Source organism: Desulfofarcimen acetoxidans DSM 771 (assembly GCF_000024205.1).
Lineage (GTDB): Bacteria > Bacillota > Desulfotomaculia > Desulfotomaculales > Desulfofarciminaceae > Desulfofarcimen > Desulfofarcimen acetoxidans.
On the sequence record NC_013216.1, the window covers coordinates 1,550,053 to 1,567,976 of the forward strand.

General features: G+C 54.1%; 20 protein-coding genes and 1 pseudogene. 20 read left to right on the plus strand and 1 reads right to left on the minus strand.

All coding sequences use genetic code 11. From position 1 onward, the window contains the following. The first annotated feature begins 28 nt into the window (after nucleotides 1–28). From DTOX_RS07305 to DTOX_RS07330, 6 genes are read left to right on the plus strand one after another with little or no spacing between them, the layout of a single operon-like run. Entirely contained in the window at nucleotides 29–925 is an 897-nt protein-coding gene (locus DTOX_RS07305; RefSeq protein ID WP_015757074.1) for a conjugal transfer protein TrbL family protein, read from the plus strand. Beyond that, entirely contained in the window at nucleotides 922–1,326 is a 405-nt protein-coding gene (locus DTOX_RS07310) for a DUF7768 domain-containing protein (protein ID WP_015757075.1), read from the plus strand. Before DTOX_RS07305 ends, DTOX_RS07310 begins: the two co-directional genes overlap by 4 nt. Then, entirely contained in the window at nucleotides 1,323–3,434 is a 2,112-nt protein-coding gene (locus tag DTOX_RS07315; protein WP_015757076.1) for a DNA cytosine methyltransferase, read from the plus strand. Before DTOX_RS07310 ends, DTOX_RS07315 begins: the two co-directional genes overlap by 4 nt. After that, on the plus strand, nucleotides 3,410–3,676 hold the full coding sequence (locus tag DTOX_RS07320) for a hypothetical protein (protein ID WP_015757077.1): 267 nt from the start codon (nucleotides 3,410–3,412) through the stop codon (nucleotides 3,674–3,676). The genes DTOX_RS07315 and DTOX_RS07320 overlap by 25 nt, the downstream gene beginning before the upstream one ends. Then, complete coding sequence (locus DTOX_RS07325) at nucleotides 3,673–4,263, plus strand: hypothetical protein (protein ID WP_015757078.1); 591 nt, start codon at nucleotides 3,673–3,675, stop codon at nucleotides 4,261–4,263. The genes DTOX_RS07320 and DTOX_RS07325 overlap by 4 nt, the downstream gene beginning before the upstream one ends. Nucleotides 4,264–4,288: 25 nt before the next feature. Next, complete coding sequence (locus DTOX_RS07330; protein ID WP_015757079.1) at nucleotides 4,289–6,118, plus strand: VirB4 family type IV secretion system protein; 1,830 nt, start codon at nucleotides 4,289–4,291, stop codon at nucleotides 6,116–6,118. Nucleotides 6,119–6,136: 18 nt separating this feature from the next. On the opposite strand, the gene DTOX_RS24765 is transcribed toward DTOX_RS07330, so the two are convergent. Further along, entirely contained in the window at nucleotides 6,137–6,262 is a 126-nt protein-coding gene (locus tag DTOX_RS24765) for a hypothetical protein (protein WP_015757080.1), read from the minus strand. A gap of 156 nt (nucleotides 6,263–6,418) precedes the next feature. Here DTOX_RS24765 and DTOX_RS07335 point away from each other — a divergent pair, with 156 nt between their 5' ends. From DTOX_RS07335 to DTOX_RS07385, 14 genes and pseudogenes are all read left to right on the plus strand, one after another. Beyond that, complete coding sequence (locus DTOX_RS07335; RefSeq protein WP_015757081.1) at nucleotides 6,419–7,465, plus strand: amidoligase family protein; 1,047 nt, start codon at nucleotides 6,419–6,421, stop codon at nucleotides 7,463–7,465. A gap of 19 nt (nucleotides 7,466–7,484) precedes the next feature. Next, complete coding sequence (locus tag DTOX_RS07340) at nucleotides 7,485–7,988, plus strand: gamma-glutamylcyclotransferase family protein (RefSeq protein WP_015757082.1); 504 nt, start codon at nucleotides 7,485–7,487, stop codon at nucleotides 7,986–7,988. A 6-nt stretch (nucleotides 7,989–7,994) separates the two neighbouring features. Then, on the plus strand, nucleotides 7,995–9,176 hold the full coding sequence (locus DTOX_RS07345; RefSeq protein ID WP_015757083.1) for a hypothetical protein: 1,182 nt from the start codon (nucleotides 7,995–7,997) through the stop codon (nucleotides 9,174–9,176). Between the two features lie 5 nt (nucleotides 9,177–9,181). After that, nucleotides 9,182–9,400: a hypothetical protein gene (locus DTOX_RS24175; protein ID WP_015757084.1), complete on the plus strand. Its 219-nt coding sequence runs from the start codon at nucleotides 9,182–9,184 to the stop codon at nucleotides 9,398–9,400. 9 nt (nucleotides 9,401–9,409) lie between these two features. Beyond that, a pseudogene (locus DTOX_RS25105) lies at nucleotides 9,410–9,466 on the plus strand (DUF6329 domain-containing protein); the annotation flags it as partial. 9 nt (nucleotides 9,467–9,475) lie between these two features. Next, nucleotides 9,476–9,787, plus strand: a complete 312-nt coding sequence (locus DTOX_RS24180) for a hypothetical protein (RefSeq protein ID WP_242652565.1) — start codon at nucleotides 9,476–9,478, stop codon at nucleotides 9,785–9,787. Between the two features lie 14 nt (nucleotides 9,788–9,801). Further along, the gene (locus tag DTOX_RS07355; RefSeq protein ID WP_015757086.1) at nucleotides 9,802–10,185 is read left to right on the plus strand and encodes a DUF6103 family protein; all 384 of its coding nucleotides are present in this window, start codon (nucleotides 9,802–9,804) and stop codon (nucleotides 10,183–10,185) included. A gap of 34 nt (nucleotides 10,186–10,219) precedes the next feature. Next, the gene (locus DTOX_RS07360) at nucleotides 10,220–10,477 is read left to right on the plus strand and encodes a DUF6103 family protein (RefSeq protein ID WP_015757087.1); all 258 of its coding nucleotides are present in this window, start codon (nucleotides 10,220–10,222) and stop codon (nucleotides 10,475–10,477) included. A gap of 419 nt (nucleotides 10,478–10,896) precedes the next feature. Beyond that, nucleotides 10,897–11,316: a hypothetical protein gene (locus DTOX_RS07365; RefSeq protein ID WP_015757088.1), complete on the plus strand. Its 420-nt coding sequence runs from the start codon at nucleotides 10,897–10,899 to the stop codon at nucleotides 11,314–11,316. A gap of 2 nt (nucleotides 11,317–11,318) precedes the next feature. Then, on the plus strand, nucleotides 11,319–13,991 hold the full coding sequence (mobP3, locus tag DTOX_RS07370; RefSeq protein WP_015757089.1) for a MobP3 family relaxase: 2,673 nt from the start codon (nucleotides 11,319–11,321) through the stop codon (nucleotides 13,989–13,991). A gap of 15 nt (nucleotides 13,992–14,006) precedes the next feature. Next, nucleotides 14,007–14,138, plus strand: coding sequence for a hypothetical protein (locus DTOX_RS24770; RefSeq protein ID WP_278184576.1), 132 nt, complete (start codon nucleotides 14,007–14,009; stop codon nucleotides 14,136–14,138). 17 nt (nucleotides 14,139–14,155) lie between these two features. Continuing rightward, complete coding sequence (locus DTOX_RS07375; RefSeq protein WP_015757090.1) at nucleotides 14,156–15,589, plus strand: DUF3991 domain-containing protein; 1,434 nt, start codon at nucleotides 14,156–14,158, stop codon at nucleotides 15,587–15,589. A 13-nt stretch (nucleotides 15,590–15,602) separates the two neighbouring features. Further along, nucleotides 15,603–17,423 carry a VirD4-like conjugal transfer protein, CD1115 family gene (locus DTOX_RS07380; RefSeq protein WP_015757091.1) on the plus strand — a complete coding sequence of 607 codons (1,821 nt, stop codon included), beginning with the start codon at nucleotides 15,603–15,605 and terminating at the stop codon, nucleotides 17,421–17,423. A 4-nt stretch (nucleotides 17,424–17,427) separates the two neighbouring features. Then, the gene (locus DTOX_RS07385) at nucleotides 17,428–17,697 is read left to right on the plus strand and encodes a helix-turn-helix domain-containing protein (RefSeq protein ID WP_042315539.1); all 270 of its coding nucleotides are present in this window, start codon (nucleotides 17,428–17,430) and stop codon (nucleotides 17,695–17,697) included. Nucleotides 17,698–17,924 lie beyond the last annotated feature (227 nt).

Here is a 17,924-nt window from a genome sequence, read left to right on the forward strand (position 1 = left end):
TTTTTTATTCGAAAGGAGGTGACAGCCCGTGTTTATATGGGATTTTGTCGCCGACACCGTGCTGGGGCAGATTGTTGACTGGTTCTATGGTCAGGTGATCGGCTTCCTCGGCAATTTTTTCACTGAGATGAACAACATGGGAGCCGACCTGTTCGATATGACCTGGGTACAGTCCATCGTCCTGTTTTTTGTTTATCTGGCTTGGGCGCTCTACGGCACAGGACTGGTAGTCTCGGCCTTCGAGTGCGGCATCGAGTACCAGAACGGCAGAGGCAGCATCAAGGACGCGGCCATGAATGCCATTAAAGGTTTTATGGCTGTCAGCCTGTTCTCCGTCGTGCCCGTGGAGCTGTATAAGCTGTCAATATCTCTGCAGAGCAGTCTCACGGCTGGAATCACTGGCTTCGGAAGCGGCATCGACACCATCGCAAGCAATATCATCAGTGAACTGAGCGCGGCCGGAAATCTTGAAAGCGCGGGAAGCGTTTTCGGCTTTGGCTCCGTCACCAGCCCCATTATGATGCTTTTTATCGTCATCCTCATGGGCTATGCCGTGATCAAGGTGTTCTTCGCCAACCTGAAAAGAGGCGGCATCCTGCTCATCCAGATCGCGGTCGGCAGCCTGTATATGTTCTCCGTCCCCCGCGGCTATCTTGACGGCTTTGCCAGCTGGAGCAAGCAGATTATCGGACTGTGTCTTACAGCCTTCCTGCAGTCCACCATCCTCATCGCGGGGCTAATGGTGGTCAAGGAACATGCCCTGCTTGGACTTGGGCTGATGCTGGCCGCCGGAGAGGTGCCGAGAATTGCCGGAGCCTTCGGGCTGGACACCAGCACCAAAGGCAATCTGATGAGCGCGGTTTATACGGCACAGACCGCCGTCAACATGACGAGAACTGTGGTGAAGGCGGTGGCCGCAAAATGAAGCTGGTATATATCTGTTCGCCATACGCCGGGGATATCGAAAGCAACACCCGGTTCGCCAAAGCTGCCTGCCGATATGCCGCGGAGCAGGACTGCGCGCCTGTTGCCGTCCACCTGCTATACCCGCAAATACTGAATGATGCCGTACCCGCCCAGCGGGAGATCGGCATCTGGATGGGGCTACGGGTGCTGGCTTCCAGCGATGAGCTGTGGATATGCGGCTCGCGTATCAGCCACGGCATGAGCTGTGAAATCGCGGAAGCCGAGCGGCTCGGCATACCGATCAGACGCATAACAGAAGAACAAATACAAGGAAGCTGCCGCATAAAACACAACGATCCCGAAGAAAGAACGGTCATGCCGGAGGATACGCCTTCCCCCTGCATGAAGCTCAATTTGTGACCATATCGCTGTCCCTCGGAAGCCTGTTTGACGGGATTGGCGGATTTCCGCTGGCAGGCGTCCGGCAGGGCTTCGCCTCTGTATGGGCCAGCGAAATCGAGCCGTTCCCGATTGAAGTCACAAAAATACGGTTTCCGGAAATGCTCCATGTCGGCGACATTACAAAACTGAAAGGAGCTGAGCTTGCTCCCGTGGACGTGGTCTGTGGGGGTTCGCCATGTCAGGATTTATCGGTCGCGGGAAAACGCGCCGGACTTCAGGGCGAGCGTTCCGGCCTGTTCATGGAGCAGATTCGCGTCATAAAGGAGCTGAGAGAGCATGACGCAAGAAGAAAACGGACAGCTGACCCTGTTCGACTTAGACCCAGATATATGGCCTGGGAAAATGTCCAAGGAGCTTTCAGTTCAGCGGACGGAGAGGACTTCCGCGCGGTGCTTGAGGAAACCTGCCGAATTGCTGACAGTACCGTTTCTGTACCTCGACCTCCGGGAGGGGTATGGAAGTCTGCTGGGGCCATATTGGGAAATCAATTCTCACTTGCTTGGCGGGTATATGACGCTCAATACTGGTCCGTCCCACAAAGGCGCAAAAGAATCTACCTTGTCGCGGATTTTGGAGGCCACACCGCACCACAAATACTATTTAAGCAAGACCGCCTGTTTGGGGATTCTGCGCCGTGCGAAGAAGCGCGGCAAGGAGCTTCCGACTGTTCTGAAGCAAGCGCTGGAGATCCAGGCGGGAATCCGGCCGATGGAATGACGGATAGCAGATCCGTTGCTTTTGCCTGTAACCAGCGGGATGAGGTGCGGAACCTAAACAACGTGGCTGGTGCGATACAGGCCCAGCCGGGTATGAAGCAGCAGACCTTCATCGCCCAGCCGCCAAACGAAGCGGAGGCTGACAACTGCCTGACCCCATGGGATACCCAGCAGGAGCGGATATTTTCAGAAGAAAGCGTCGCTCCGACGCTGGCCGGCGCGGACGGCGGAGGCGGCAGAGATCCTGTCGGGCTGCTGTTTGCGGCAGGCGTCGTAACAAAAGGTAACGGAGATTGCTTCGTCACACCTGAACAGCACACCTCACTGACATCAGGCGGAGGGCAGGCCGGGCAGGGTTATCCTTGCGTAATGACGGCGGGATTCTGTGCCGGAGCCGCTCCGACAGCGGGTGGCATCGGATATCAGCGGGAGGTCGCGCCCACGCTTAAGGCAGGTGAAAGCGGAACAAATATGGTGCCGTCCATCCTGTGCTTGAATGATCAGGGTGGCAACCGCATGGACGTGACGGAGAATATATCGGCAACGCTCCGCGCTCAGATGGACGGCCATCCGCCAATCGTACTGGGCAGCCAGCAAGGCGGCGCTGAAATCTGTGAGGATTTATGTCCGACCATTACGTCAGCGGCGGGAACCAGCGGAAACAACCAGCCGGTTCTGTTTGAAAACCACGGCATTGACTCCAGGTATACCGGTCCCCACGCAGTGGCACCGACAATGTCCGCCCGTTATGGAACGGGAGGCAACAATGTGCCGCTCATTTCACAAGAAACGGAAACCTATTGCATCGCCGGAAACATCGTAGACCGGCAAGACCACAACGGCGGCAACGGCATGGGTTTCCAGCCGGACATCAGCTACACGCTGAATACCGCCGACCGGCATTGCGTTTTCTCCCAGCAACGAAGCGACGAATACGTTTCAAACAATGTGGTCAGTACGCAGAGTGCCCGGCAGTTTAAGGACTCGACCGACCTCGTATGTGAGATGGATATCGCCGGCCTTGACTGCCGGAACGGTATTGAAAACGGCGATTTAAGCGGAACACTCCAGTCCAAGACAGACGGAGGATACTCTCTGAATAACGTGCATCCAGTCCGCATCGGAAAGCTGATCCGCAGGCTGACACCGCTGGAATGTGAAAGGCTCCAGGGATTTCCCGACTACTGGACGGACATCCCCGGCGCCTCGGACAGCGCGAGGTATAAAGCCCTCGGCAACAGTGTGGCGATTCCCTGTGTGGAGAATGTTCTCCGGGGAGTCGCTTTTTTTATGCGAAAATTCTATGAGGAACAGGAGGAATCCGAATGTACATCTACCCCGACAACTTGAAATCCAAGGCAGTGCTGTGGCTGTGGCAGCTCAGAGATATCGGCGTAATCGGCGTTGGTCTTTTGCTTTCTGTGTTTGCGCTGGCGCAGCTTAAGTTCCTGCCGCCCGTCGTCATCACGGCTTTATATGCCTTCCTGACTATCCGCTTTGAGGATACAAGCATTCTGGACTTTATTAAATACGCCTGCGCTTTCTTTATAACGAAGCAGCAGACCTACGAATGGGGGTACGAAAAGCAATGAGCAGAAAAGAAAAAGGGGCGGCAAAGCAGAAGCAGTACACCCGCCAGCTCATCAACACCAGGAGCGTCACAGATTACAGCCTCCTGACATACAGAGGCGACGAGCTTGTATATTTTCTCATCAAGCCGACCAACATCTCCGTCCTGTCCGAGGAAAGCGTATCGGCAAGGATTTACTCATTGATGACCGTCCTCAAGGGGATGGCGGAGCTGGAATTCCTGTGCCTGGACAGCCGCGAAAACTTCGAGGACAACAAGCAGTTTTTGAAAAAGCGCATGGAGCAGGAGAACAATCCCGCCGTCAGGAGGCTTTTGGAGCATGACCTCCATCACCTCGACCAGATACAGGTACAGATGGCGACGGCCAGAGAATTCCTCGTGATCATCCGGCTGAAGGGCGAAAAGGAGTCCGAGGTGTTTCCGTATCTGAACAGGATCGAAAAGACACTGCGGGAGCAAGGCTTCTCCTCTAAGCGGGCGGAGCGGGAGGATGTCAAGCGCGTGCTGGCGATCTACTTCGAGCAAAACGTCACGACGGAGCGCTTTGAGGACTCAGATGGAGAACGCTGGATCGTTCTGAACGAATGAAATATATGAAAAGGAAGTGAACCCCATGGCACATCAAGGCAAGACACGAGCACCACATATAGATGATGTTCGTATACAGGAATTCCTCGATATGATCGCTCCGTCCGTGATTAAATTTTTCACGGACTATTTTATTTGCGGCAACACCTACCGCTCGGTATGGGCATTGCGGGAGTACCCGACCGCCACCGAGGAACAGGCCATCCTGCGTCACCTCGGAGAAAAGGATGGCGTAACCTTGCACATCTACACCCGGCATGTGTCCCCCGTGGAGGAACGGAAAATCATCAGCAACGCCGCAAATAAGAACCGGATGCAGCGGAGCAGCACCCAGGATTTACAGCAGACCGTCACGGCGGAAAGCAATTTGCAGGACGTGGCAACCATCGTCGCGCAGATGCACCGGAGCAAAGAACCGCTCCTACACGCGGCTGTTTACATTGAGCTGTCCGCTCACGATCCCGACCAGCTGAAGCTCTTGCAAACCGAGTTGCTGACCGAGCTGGTGCGAAGCAAGCTCAATGTGGACAGGCTCCTCCTCCGCCAGCAGCAGGGCTTTGTCTCGGTCATGCCCTCCGGCTGGAACGTGTTCGGTGACCAGTTTGAACGGGTGCTGCCCGCGAGCTCGGTCGCCAACCTTTATCCGTTTAATTACTCTGGCAAGACGGACCCCAACGGCTTTTGCCTCGGCAGGGACAAATTTGGCAGCAATATCCTTGTGGATTTCAACAGGAGGGCTGACGACAAAACCAACGCCAACATCCTCATTCTCGGCAACAGCGGCCAGGGCAAGAGCTTTTTGTTGAAGATCATCCTCTGCAATCTAAGAGAATCGGGCATGAGAATAATCTGTCTTGACCCCGAAATGGAATTTGAGGATCTCACCAACAACCTGGGCGGCTGTTTCATTGACTTGATGACCGGCGAGTATATCATCAATGTTCTGGAGCCAAAGACCTGGGACGAAACCGGCGATCCAAAGGACGCCGAAGCACCCCAGGCGTTCCGCCAGACTAGCAAGCTCAGTCAGCATATTAGCTTTCTCAAGGACTTTTTCAGGACTTACAAGGATTTTGATGACCGCCAGATCGACACCATCGAGATCATGCTTTGCAAGCTCTACGACAAATGGGGCATCACCGACCACAGCAATTTTGACCAGCTGAAGCCAGATGATTACCCCATCCTCTCCGACTTGTACGAGCTGATTGAGGAAGAATACAAATCCTTTGATGAAAGCCGCCGCCAGCTCTATACAGCGGACACCCTGCGGGAAATCTGCCTCGGACTCCACTCCTTGTGCAAGGGTGCGGAGTCAAAATTCTTTAACGGGCACACCAATATTAAAAACAGCGAGTTCGTGACCTTCGGAGTCAAAGGGCTTCTGCAGGCCAGCAAGAACCTGAGAAATGCCCTGTTGTTCAACGTGCTTTCATACATGAGCAACGAGCTTCTCACCACCGGAAATACCGTCGCCAGCATCGACGAGTTTTATCTGTTCCTCTCCAACCTGACCGCCGTGGAGTATGTCCGCAACTTCACGAAACGTGTTAGGAAAAAGGACAGCGCCGTGATCCTCTCTTCGCAGAATCTGGAGGACTTCAATCTGGAGGGCATCAGGGAGTATACCAAGCCGCTGTTCTCAATACCTGCTCACGCATTTTTGTTCAACGCCGGCAACATCGACAAGCATTTTTACATGGATTCCCTGCAGCTGGAGGAATCGGAATACAATTTGATCCGCTATCCCCAGCGGGGCGTGTGCCTGTATAAGTGCGGAAATGAGCGGTACAACCTCGTTGTTCAGGTTCCCGAACATAAGGCGGCGCTCTTCGGAAAGGCAGGCGGACGATAAAAAAGCCTTGCTGTAATATCAAACAGCAAGGCTTTCACTATTATTCACTTTGGCAAGACCCCCAGCAAAGTTAAGCCCAATAAATCCAATGTTCAGTGTTATGCCTGTAAATCCCATTTTTTTAATCAGACGTTTTATGCTCATAACGCATCCCTCCTTAATCCCTTTAGCTGGGTTTGGCTGGTGGTCGTACCAAGGACCAAGAGGTCGGTCTTTCCAAAACGAATATAGCACAGATACCATATCACAGTGCAACAAATCTTTCAAGAAAAAACAGGAGGGTGGTGATTAATCACGAACATGAAAGAGCAGCGCTTCGGAGTGGAAATTGAAATGACAGGCATAACAAGGCAAAAAGCGTCCGAAATAGCGGCTTCTCACTTCGGTACGGCTTCCTATTATGACGGCAGCTTTTACAAAACATATTCCGCGCTGGACGGACAAAACCGCAAGTGGAGCTTTACCTACGACAGCAGCATCACTCCCCAGCAGAAGGTCGGAAGAACCATAACGGAAGCCTCTGATGAATATAAAACCGAGATGGTCACTCCCATCTGCCGCTACGAAGATATTGAAACCATACAGGAGCTGGTGAGAAAGCTCCGCGGCGCCGGAGCGATTGTGAATAACAAGTGCGGCATCCATGTTCATGTAGACGCTTCTCCCTTTGATGCCAATACCCTGCGAAACATCACCAACATCATGGCCTCCAAGGAGGATCTGATCTACAAGGCCATGCAGGTGGAGGTGGCGAGAGAGCGGCAGTATTGCAAGAAGGTTGAGCAGAGCTTTCTCGAAGAACTGAATCGCAAAAAGCCACGGACGCTGGACGCGGTCAGCCGCATCTGGTACAACGGCAGCGACGGCCGCTATGAGCATTATCATGACAGCCGCTATCACTGCCTGAACCTTCACAGCGTGTTCCAGAAAGGGACTATCGAATTCCGGCTATTTAACTCTACCACTCACGCCGGAAAAATAAAGGCGTACATCCAACTCTGCCTCGCCATTTCCGCGCAGGCTCTGAATCAGCGGTGCGCCAGCCGCCAGAAAACCAGAAGCACCAACGAGAAATATACCTTCCGCACCTGGCTCCTGCGGCTGGGGCTTATCGGGGACGAATTCAAGACCGCCCGGCTTCATCTGCTGGAGCATCTGGATGGCTGTATCGCGTGGAAAGACCCGGCACAGGCCCTCCAGCAAAAGGAACGGTTACGGCAGAAAAAAGAAAAAGAGCTGGCGGAAGCAGCTCAAGCGACAGCGGAACAGCGGGAGCAGACAATCGAAAATGAACAGGGACAGACCGGGGCTGATGAACAAAGCCCCGGTTTTTCTATGTCAATGTAGCAAGGAGGAATGATACAAAATGAAAAACAAGATGCTCTACATCGCCTATGGCAGCAATCTTAACCTGCCTCAGATGGCGATGCGCTGCCCCACCGCACAGGTGGTGGGCGCCAGCGAGATCATGGATTACGAGCTGCGGTTCCGAGGCGGACGGACAAGCGCCGTCGCAACCGTGGAACCGCTCAAAGGCTCCAACGTCCCTGTTCTTTTATGGACGCTGAAGGATCGGGACCTGCAGGCCCTTGACCGTTATGAGGGGTATCCCCATCTTTACCGCAAGGAAATCCTCGAATTGGAGCTGAAAGGCAAGCCGGTTCTCGGCATGCTCTACATCATGGATGACAGGCATCCCTTCGGTTCTCCTTCGGATTACTACCTGAACGTCATCGCGGAGGGATATAAAACCGCAGGCTTCGACACCGAGATACTGGACCGTGCAGTAGAAAGATCCATCAGTCTGGCGCGGGAGCAGGAGGAACAGGAGCCGGAACAGGGCACGCTGTTCAGCCCGAAATGGCGGTGATTCCCTATGGCAGATCCCGCAACCATTGCTATGGCAGTCAAATCCGCCGTCGCGCTCGCCACCGACAAACGAATGTGGAAAGCAATCGGCGTGGTCATCGCCGCCATCCTGACTCCCATCATTCTCGTTGTCGTGATGATCGCAAGCATTCTCTCGGCAGGCTCCGACCACAACAAAGCCGCCATCGACCTAGCCTTTAACGGTGGCGGCATTCCTGCGGCAATGCCTGCCGAATACGCCTCGCACATCAGCAACATGACTGATTGCTTTACTGTTCTGGATGGAGCTATATCGGATGTGGAAGCCCAGATGGAAGGCGGTCCGCTGGACAACATCCGCGTCAAGTCCCTTTTTTATTCTCTGAATTTCGGCGCTGAAAATCTGACCCTGGCATCGACCGAGGCTCGCGCCTTTGTGGATTGCTTCATCTCCTATGAGGAAAGAAAGCGGACGGTCGATGGCGCGGAGGTGACGTATACAGTCGCTGTTCCGGTTAGCTTGAATACCGCCTATACCAAGCTCTCCCGGCAGGGCTTGGCGGTGACCGCCGAGGTCAAGGCCAACGCTCAGAAAATCTATGAGCGGATCGCGTTCGGCGGCGCGGGGCTGTTCACCGGCGAGATTGAGCGCGGCGGTACCGGAAATACCGTGCTGGATATCTCCGCGTTTATAGATCCGTCGACCAAGAACAACCTGGATCTGGTCACCTATGCCGAGCAAGCCTTTGAAGCCGGATGGGGTTATGTATGGGGTACATACGGCGACATCCTCACGGATTCGCTGTTCAGCTATAAGCTGGAGCAATACCCTGACGGTGTCGGCAGCTACGAGGATTTTATCCGAAATAACTGGCTTGGCGGCAGGACAACGGACTGTGTCGGTTTGATAAAAGGTTACGGCTGGCTCGATCCTGAAAGCTTGAAAATCGAGTATGGAACCAACGGCATGCCCGATATCGGAGCCGATACCATGCATAACAACGCGTCGGTTTCCGGCTCCATGGATACCATGCCCGACACCCCCGGTCTGGCTGTCTGGAAGTCGGGACACATTGGGATCTACGTCGGAAATGGGAAGGTCATCGAAGCCATGGGAACAAAATATGGCGTCGTTAAAACGAATCTCGCCGACCGCTCATGGTCGGCGTGGCTCGAAATTCCCTATATCAACTACAACACAGGAGAGTGAATATCATGCTTAATCTGCAAGCAATTTTTGAACGGAAGGCAACAGATTATCCCGTATGGGACTGCGTAATCGAAAAAATCGTCGAGCTTCCCGAAGCCGAGTATAAGTATTTCAAGTCAGCTCCCCTCCGGGATATGTCCTTCATTGCCGAAAATACCGAGGTCATGCGCAAGGACGAAAACGGCATGGCTCACTGCCTGTTGGTGCTGGGAGAAGGCTGTTAGGACGGCGTTCTGATTGAAGCGGAGGGATACAGCTACGCCAGATACTCCAGCTTCATGCCGGGGGCGCGTGAATTTGTGAGCGTGCGCCTGAACCAGCTGGCCGATCAGATCATCCGCGAAAGTACGCAAAGCACCTCCAATGGGACGCGGTCGGTTTACTTTGACGAGATACAGGAGCGGTATCATGTTCCTGTTTCACCCGACAACGGCATCGGCTCCATGCTCCTGAATATCCTTGAAACGAGGCAGGAGATGGCGGAGATCGAGCCGATGGAGGACGGCTTCGACATGGTGTTTTACCTGGACTACTGCCCCAATCTCGACAAAAGCCAGATGCCGGAGCAGAAAAATGAGCAGGAGCCGCCTGCCATGCAAATGAATTTATAAGGAGGAAAACGCAAATGAGTACAACCGAATTAAAGGTCCCTTTCCCCTCGGAGCGGCTGGATGCCCTCCGTTTTTTCATGGACAAGAAGCAGCAGACCGTGGAAAAGGAACTGCAGGATTACCTCGACAAAACCTACGAAAGGTTTGTGCCTCAGAACGTCCGTGAGTATGTTGAGAGCCGAATTGAGCCGGAACAGAATCAGGAGCAGACGGTAGAATCACAGCAGGCTTCCGCTTCGGGAGAGGGTCAGACACCCGCTCTAAGAGAGCGCCCGCCTCGTCCTTCCCGCCGTCAGCGAGAACAGACTGTGCCTGAAACGCCCTCCGCTCCAGAGGCTCAGAACGGGGCTGAAGATCCCGTCGAGGAAGAAAACCAGGGCATGACCATGAGTATGTAAGTTCTAATATTTTACTGTAAAGGAGAGATTTTCTATGAAGAAAGCAACCGTTCAGATCAGCTATGACGCCGAAAAGCTCGGCGCCCTCCGCCAGTATATGGGCAAAAAGGAAGCGGAGCTTCAGACCGAGCTGGAGGATTTCATGCAGAAGCTCTACGAAAAGCACGTTCCCGCTCCCGTCAGGGATTACATTGAAAACCGTGAGCAGGACGAGCCGGAAGCGCCCAGACGCCCCTCCAGACCGGCGTCTTTCGCAAGGCCGCAGAGCCATTCCGCGGGCGGCGGTGAATAACCGAACCGTGGGCGCGAATGTCGACGCCTGTGCGCCCCTGTGTCGGCTTTTGGCGGCGGGGGTGGCATCGACCCCCGTGGACAGGATAACGCTCCGTGTCGGGGCTTTGTGACGGAGCATGGAGAGGATAAAGACCAATCTCCGGATAGAGCCTCATAAACCGTCGATTTGGGGATGAACCGTGGGGTCGAAAACCATGCGGGTTAAAGGAACGGGGTTGCGCTGCTACCCCGCTCCGGCAAACATCGCCCCGCAATGCGGGTCGAAGGACGTTTTTCACCGGGGTCAGAAAATGCCCCTTGGAGTCGGCTTCGGGGTCATAGAGCAAAAGCACAACCGAAAACGCCACAAATAAAGGATTTTTCATAGGGGCTGCGACCGGGGTTGCGGCTCCTTTTATCACGATTGGAGGTAGCAGCATGCCAAAAGAAAATACGCTCAAAAGCAAATTCGCCCTGTGGCTTTACCCGGAAACCCGAAAGCTGGTCACGGACTGGTACAAAAAGGACAACTGCCAGAGCCAGAGCGAATTCATCGAAAAAGCCATCAAGTTTTACACCGGATATATTTCGGCGGAGGAAGGCATGCGCTTCCTGCCGGCCGCCATCACCTCGGCAATGACCGGAATGATGGACAGTCTCGAAAACCGCATGGCGCGCCTCATCTTCAAGCTGGCGGTGGAGATGTCCATGATGATGAATATCGTGGCGTTCAACGCGGATTACAATCCCGCATCCCTTCATACGCTGCGCGGCAGATGCGTCGAGGATGTAAAAAGATCCGTGGGCGCCGTAACCTTTGAGGATGTGGCGAAAGCGAAACAGGACAAGAGTAACTAGCCATGCCGAGAATCATATTCAAATGCAGGTACATCAAAAACGCCTCGGTGCATGCTGAGAATCTGGTAGAGTATGTAGCGACACGGGATGGCGTGGAGATAATCTCTTCCGCCTCCCGCGAACGCCCCGCCACAGAAAAACAGGAGCAGCTCATCGCGGATATCCTCAATCAGTTTCCGGATACCACAGATCTATTTGAATACGAGGACTATATCAATCAGCCCAACGTAGAAAATGCTTCGGAATTCATCAGCGCGGCGTTGGATCAAAACATGGATCAGCTGTCGCACCAAGAGGTCTATGCGAAATATATCGCCACCCGTCCCCGCGCCGAGAAGCTTGGAACGCACGGCCTGTTTTCCGATGAGAACACTCCGCTGGTATTGTCACAGGTGATGTCGGAGGTCGGTGCGCACACCGGAAATGTGTGGACGCCCATCATATCTCTGCAGAGAGAGGACGCCGCCCGGCTGGGTTATAATAACGCCGCGGTGTGGATGGCGCTCATCCGCAAGCAGCGGAATATCTTCGCCGAACAGATGAAGATCGCTCCCGAAAACCTGCACTGGTACGCCGCCTTTCATAACGAGGGGCATCATCCGCACTGTCATATGCTCGTGTATTCAACCGATCCCCGCGAGGGGTATGTCACCAAGCCCGCCATCGAAAAAATGCGGAGCAGTCTGGCGAGGGAGATTTTTCAGCAGGATCTCATTCAGCTCTATACAGAGCAGACCTCACAGCGAGACATGCTGGCCGAAAAAAGCCGTGAGGCCCTGAAGGAAATCACAGGCAGGATGAACGGCGGCGTCTATGAGAGCAAAACTATTGAGTCTCTGTTCTCGCATCTGGCAGAGCGCCTAAAGCATACCTCCGGTAAAAAGCAGTACGGCTATCTCAAAGCGCCTCTGAAAACTATCGTGGATCAGATCGTGGATGAGCTGGCGAAGGAGACTCGGGTGGCGGAAGCCTATGCGAAATGGCAGGAACTTCGTAATGAAGTGCTACGGACCTATCTGGATAAGCTCCCCGATCCCGTTCCGCTCTCACGACAAAAGGAATTCAAGCACATAAAAAATATGGTGATCACGGAAGCCGTGAATATTGGCAGTCACCATTTCACCTTCGAGGGCGATGAACCGGCGGAGGATTTACATGAAGCTTCCGATACCCTGCTCATGGAGGACGAATACCAACCGGCCGGGGATGAAGCTCCAGATGGCGATGAAGATATATCTTCATCCGCTTCGGATACTTCATCCCGTCAGGGTAATTCCGATGAGGCCGAATCCGGCATACCGCATATCAAGTGGAGCGACCGCTACAAGCAAGCCCGCGTTTTTCTCTATGGCAGCGATGAGCTGGAGCCTGACTTCACGGAGGCCCTCCGTTTATTTCTGGAGGAAGCCGAAAGCGGCAACGCTCTCGCCATGCACGACCTTGGCAGGATGTACGCCGATGGGCTCGGTGTCGACATGGACGCGGGGGTTTCATTCGCATGGTACGAAAAAGCGCTCTCCGCGTTTATGGATATCGAAGCAAATAGGAACAGTCGGTATGTGGAATACCGTATCGGTAAAATGCACGCGGCAGGGCTTGGCACAGAGCAGGACTATGAGGAAGCGGCCGGATGGTTTGAAATGGCGGCTTCCCGAAATCACAAATACGCCCAATATTCTCTCGCCGGTCTGTACTACCGAGGGCAGGGTGTGCAGCAGAGCTACGAAACGGCGTTCCGGCTCTACGGTAAATCCGCTACCCAGCATGTTCCCTACGCCAATTATGAGCTGGCGAAGATGTACAGGGACGCCATCGGCACGGAGAAGGACGCCGAGGAAGCGGAGCTGAATTTTGAAGAAGCCTTTTATGTCTTTAAACAGCTTGAGGAAAAAAGCCATGACGATAAGCTCCAATACCGTCTCGGCCAGATGCTCTATACCGGGACCGGAACGGAAAAGGACGTGAAAGCGGCTATTGAATATTTTGAAAAGTCCGCCCGGCTCGGTAACGTCTACGCTCAGTATATGCTGGGCAAGGTTTATCTCGACGAGGACGGCGGACACAGAAATCCGGAAAAGGCTGTTCTGTGGCTGACCAGAGCTGCGGATAATGGCAACAACCTTGCTCAGTTAGCCCTGGGCAAGCTCTACCGCGACGGAGAGCATGTGGAGAAGGACGTCGCAAAAGCAGTAGAGTTGTTCACGAAAGCAGCAGAACAGAACAATTCATTCGCTATGTATCAGCTCGGAAAGCTCTATCTGCTGGGAGAGGATATACCAAAGGACGTGGAAGCCGCCCTCAGATGGCTGATCATGTCCGCGGAGCAGAATAACCAGTACGCGCAGTATACCCTCGGCAAGCTGTATCTCATGGGCAGGGATGTTCCCCGCGACCGGGAAGCCGCCATGCGCTGGTTCACCCTGTCCGCCGAACAGGGCAATATTTACGCACAGTTTTTCCTCGACCATCCCGACGTTTATCGTGATCCGCCTCTCTTCCTGGCGGCGACAAGGCTTCTGCATCACTTAAGCCGGATCTTCCGCGACGAACAGACAAGACTCTCCGGCGGCCCAGGTATGCAGACCGACAGCAAGCTCCGGCGCAGGATACGGGAAAAGAAGATCGCCCAGGGTCACGCGACCGACGATCACGAGCTCAGACAAACAACCTATTAGCAAAGGAGGATTTTCATGCAAAAGCCTCAAACGAAACATATACAGACAAAAGAACCGCTCCCCGAAAAACTCAATCCGTCATCACGCAGGCCATCCGCTCACAAGCGGGTGGCTTTTTTTCGCCGGTGCGGTAAGCGAAAGCGCTGACAAAGGAGGGTTATGGTATGGCATACATTCATTTTACAGACGAGCAGAAGCAGCAGGCAAACTCCGTCGACCTGGTGGACTTCCTCCAGCGCCAGGGAGAGCAGCTCATCCGCTCCGGCCGTGAGTGGCGATGGAAGCGTCATGACAGCGTAACCGTGCGCGGCAATCAGTGGTTCCGTCATTCCCGCAAGGAAGGCGGTCATGCCGTCGATTTCGTCCAGCAGTTCTTTGACATGAGTTTTCCCAAAGCGATGAATTTCCTGCTCGGAGAGGACTGCGGCGTGGAATGGAATCAGACCGCCAAGAGCGCGCCGACGCCCCGTAAGGAATTCGCCCTTCCGGAGGCCAACCAAGATATGCGCCGGGTATTCGCATACCTGATCAAGCAGCGGTTCATTGACCGTGAGGTGCTGTCTCACTTCGCGCGCTACAAGCTGATCTATGAGGACAAGGAATACCATAACGCGGTGTTTGTCGGACTGGATGAAAAAGGCGCCGCCCGCCACGCTCACAAGCGCGGCACCTACACTCAGGGCGCACCCTACAAAGGAAACGTGGAGGGCAGCGATCCGAAATACAGCTTCCATTGGATCGGAGAGAGCGGAGTCCTCTATGTGTTCGAGGCGCCGGTGGATATGCTGTCCTTTATCACGCTGAACCGGAAGGATTGGCAGCAGCACAGCTACGTCACACTGGACGGCGTGTCGGAACACGCCATGCTCCGCCAACTGGAGCTGAACCCTCACCTGAAAAGCGTCGTGGTATGCCTGGACCATGACGAGGCTGGCATCGAAGCCACAGGACGGCTGAAGGATATCCTGACAGAAAAGGGTTATGTGGATAATTCAATAAGGCAATCTCAGTACAAGGACTGGAACGAGGATCTGAAAGCCGGAAACGGCGTTAATCCGATTCCGGCACAGGAGCATCCGAAGCTCACGCTTCTGCCGAAGGTTGTCGGAGAGCTGCACGATTTGTGCAAAGCCCTGGAAACGAATAGGGACATCGACTTCTTTCTCAGAGAGTGCGCCGAGGCAGTGGAGCCGTTTCTGGCATCCGGCAAGTCGGCGGCGGAGAACGCGGAGGCTGTTCGGGAATGCCTGCAGTGTCTTGCCTCCGGTTCGCTTATTGCAATGCAGAGGCAGCTCCGTCAGATGGAGCTGCCTCTGACAACAGAGCGGCTCCTTCAAAAGCTGCAGGACAGCTACCGTCCCCATGAAGATAGGGGCTGGCTCCGGACCAAGGCGGAACAGATATGCCAGGATGTATCGGACATTGGCCGACAGCTCCAGACACCGGGCATCCGCACACAGGCAGATAAGGAAAAGCTCCTGTCCTCCTATCAGCGCCTTGCGCTGGACTGCGTCAAAGCCATGATGTTTGTTGAACAGGAGCTGCCGTCCATGCTTCCAGCACAGGAGCAGGCCGTAAATTTTTCTATGACCATGTAAAGGAGGGATCTGATTGCAGACATCCCAAATCATAATATTAACTGCCGCGGGGGCGACCATGTTCGGCGTGATCGGTTTATTATCCCTTATAGCGCACTACTACACCCTGAATGGCATCAAATCCAAAACGGTCGGCGACGGCCAGCATGGTACAGCTCGCTGGGCTACCAAGAGGGAGATAAAAAAGACATATTCCGAGGTTGCATATGAGCCTGAAAAATGGCGCAAGGGAGAAAGCCTCCCGAAAGCGCAGGGTTTCATTGTCGGCTGGAGGAAAGCCTCGCTATTTGACAATACTGCTCCCCACGGATATGCACTGGTGGACGATGACGATATCCACTGCCTGATGATCGGCGCGGCCGGCGTCGGCAAGACCGCCAACTTCCTTTATCCGAACCTGGAGTACGCCTGCGCATGCGGCATGAGTTTTGTCACCACCGACACCAAGGGCGATCTCTACCGCAACTACGCGGGGATCGCCAAGGACAGCTACGGCTACGACGTGGCGGTCATCGACCTGAGAAATCCCACCCGTTCGGACGGAAACAATCTGCTCCATCTGGTCAACAGGTACATGGACGCATATCTAAAGAATTCTCAGAACCTGGCATACAAGGCCAGAGCGGAGAAATATGCCAAGATCACTGCAAAGACCATTATCTCCTCCGGCGGCTTCGACACGGCGATGGCAGGACAAAACGCTTTCTTCTACGATGCCGCCGAGGGTCTGCTGACCTCCGTGATTCTGCTCATCGCCGAATACTGTGAGCCGAAGCAGCGGCACATCGTGTCAGTGTTCAAGCTCATACAGGATCTGCTGGCGCCCAGCGGCGTCAAGGGCAGGACTTTGTTTCAGCTGCTCCTCGCTCATCTGCCGGACGAGCACAAGACCAAGTGGTTTGCGGGGGCAGCGCTCAACTCAGCGGAGCAGGCCATGCAGAGCGTCCTCTCAACCGCGCTCTCCCGACTCAACGCTTTTCTGGATTCCGAGCTGGAGCAGATCCTGTGCTTTGACACAGCAATCGACGCTGAAAGGTTCTGCACCAAAAAAAACGCCATCTTTCTCGTCATGCCGGAGGAAGATAACACAAAGTATTTCATTATCAGCCTGATCGTCCAGCAGCTCTACCGTGAAATATTGTCGGTAGCTGACGAGCATGGCGGCAAGCTCCCCAACCGTGTGATGATGTTCCTCGACGAGATCGGGACCATACCCAAAATAGAGTCGGCCGAGATGATATTTTCCGCATCACGCTCCCGCCGTGTGTCCATCGTGGCTATCATCCAGAGCTTTGCGCAGTTGGAGAAAAGCTATGGCAGAGAAGGCTCCGCCATCATCATCGACAACTGCCAGGACACGGTGTTCGGCGGCTTTGCTCCCAACAGCGAGTCGGCGCAGCTTTTATCGAAAGCCATGGGAACAAAGACCGTCATGAGTGGTTCGGTGAGCCGGAACAAAAATGATCCTTCGCAGAGCCTGCAGATGATCGAACGGCCGCTGATGACACCCGACGAACTCAAATCCATGCCCAAAGGCCGCTTTATCGTTACCAAGACCGGCGCCTATCCCATGCGTACCCGGCTTAAACTGTTCAAGGAATGGGGCATTACCTTTGGCAAGCCCTATGAGGTTGCTGAGCAATCGGCCAGACAGGTGGAGTATGCCGACAGGCGCCAGGTAGAGGAAGAAATAATCCGTCGCCATGCAGCCTGTGAGGATGTGCCGGAGGAAGCTGAAACAGAAGCGGCTGCGTCGGGCGGTCCGGTGCATACGCCAACGCAAGCGATAACCTTTGAAGAATTCATACAACCGAAGGGACCTGAAAGGAAGTGAAGCCGTGGGTTATTTTACACCCGTTTATACCTCGGAGTTGCCGCACCGGGCGAGATCTGTCTATATGTACCTGCGCGACCATGCCGGTAAGGGCGGCAAATGCTTCCCTGCGATTGGTACCATTGCCAGAGAGCTGAATCTCTCTCGTAGCACAGTCAAGCGCGCCATAGTCGACCTTGAGCAAAGCGGCCATCTGCGCAAGGAGCAGCGGTGGCGTGAGAACGGCGGCAAGAGCAGCAATCTCTATTGCATTAAGCAGCTGGATTCCAGCTAATCGTATTAAAATGACCTTCTCCGCCAAGGGGAAGGTCTGTCCTTCAATGGACCATGGAAGGGTTCATGGTGAACCGTCAAGGCGAACCTCTCACTCTAAGAATACTAAAATCAGAAAAAGAATAATTGTCTAATTATTTTATTTTGTCATATGGTTGCTTTGCGATGTGGATTGCATAAAGACTCCAAAGTTATTGTAGAATTATCGAAAGAATGATGGTTTACAAT

Excerpts from the sequence above, each read along its gene's own strand:
- DTOX_RS07310 (WP_015757075.1), top strand. The coding sequence starts at position 922 with ATGAAGCTGGTATATATCTGTTCGCCATACGCCGGGGATATCGAAAGC.
- DTOX_RS07320 (WP_015757077.1), top strand. The coding sequence starts at position 3,410 with ATGTACATCTACCCCGACAACTTGAAATCCAAGGCAGTGCTGTGGCTG.
- DTOX_RS07325 (WP_015757078.1), top strand. The coding sequence starts at position 3,673 with ATGAGCAGAAAAGAAAAAGGGGCGGCAAAGCAGAAGCAGTACACCCGC.
- DTOX_RS07330 (WP_015757079.1), top strand. The coding sequence starts at position 4,289 with ATGGCACATCAAGGCAAGACACGAGCACCACATATAGATGATGTTCGT.
- DTOX_RS24765 (WP_015757080.1), bottom strand. The coding sequence starts at position 6,262 with ATGAGCATAAAACGTCTGATTAAAAAAATGGGATTTACAGGCATAACA.
- DTOX_RS07335 (WP_015757081.1), top strand. The coding sequence starts at position 6,419 with ATGAAAGAGCAGCGCTTCGGAGTGGAAATTGAAATGACAGGCATAACA.
- DTOX_RS07340 (WP_015757082.1), top strand. The coding sequence starts at position 7,485 with ATGAAAAACAAGATGCTCTACATCGCCTATGGCAGCAATCTTAACCTG.
- DTOX_RS07345 (WP_015757083.1), top strand. The coding sequence starts at position 7,995 with ATGGCAGATCCCGCAACCATTGCTATGGCAGTCAAATCCGCCGTCGCG.
- DTOX_RS24175 (WP_015757084.1), top strand. The coding sequence starts at position 9,182 with ATGCTTAATCTGCAAGCAATTTTTGAACGGAAGGCAACAGATTATCCC.
- DTOX_RS07355 (WP_015757086.1), top strand. The coding sequence starts at position 9,802 with ATGAGTACAACCGAATTAAAGGTCCCTTTCCCCTCGGAGCGGCTGGAT.
- DTOX_RS07360 (WP_015757087.1), top strand. The coding sequence starts at position 10,220 with ATGAAGAAAGCAACCGTTCAGATCAGCTATGACGCCGAAAAGCTCGGC.
- DTOX_RS07365 (WP_015757088.1), top strand. The coding sequence starts at position 10,897 with ATGCCAAAAGAAAATACGCTCAAAAGCAAATTCGCCCTGTGGCTTTAC.
- mobP3 (WP_015757089.1), top strand. The coding sequence starts at position 11,319 with ATGCCGAGAATCATATTCAAATGCAGGTACATCAAAAACGCCTCGGTG.
- DTOX_RS24770 (WP_278184576.1), top strand. The coding sequence starts at position 14,007 with ATGCAAAAGCCTCAAACGAAACATATACAGACAAAAGAACCGCTCCCC.
- DTOX_RS07375 (WP_015757090.1), top strand. The coding sequence starts at position 14,156 with ATGGCATACATTCATTTTACAGACGAGCAGAAGCAGCAGGCAAACTCC.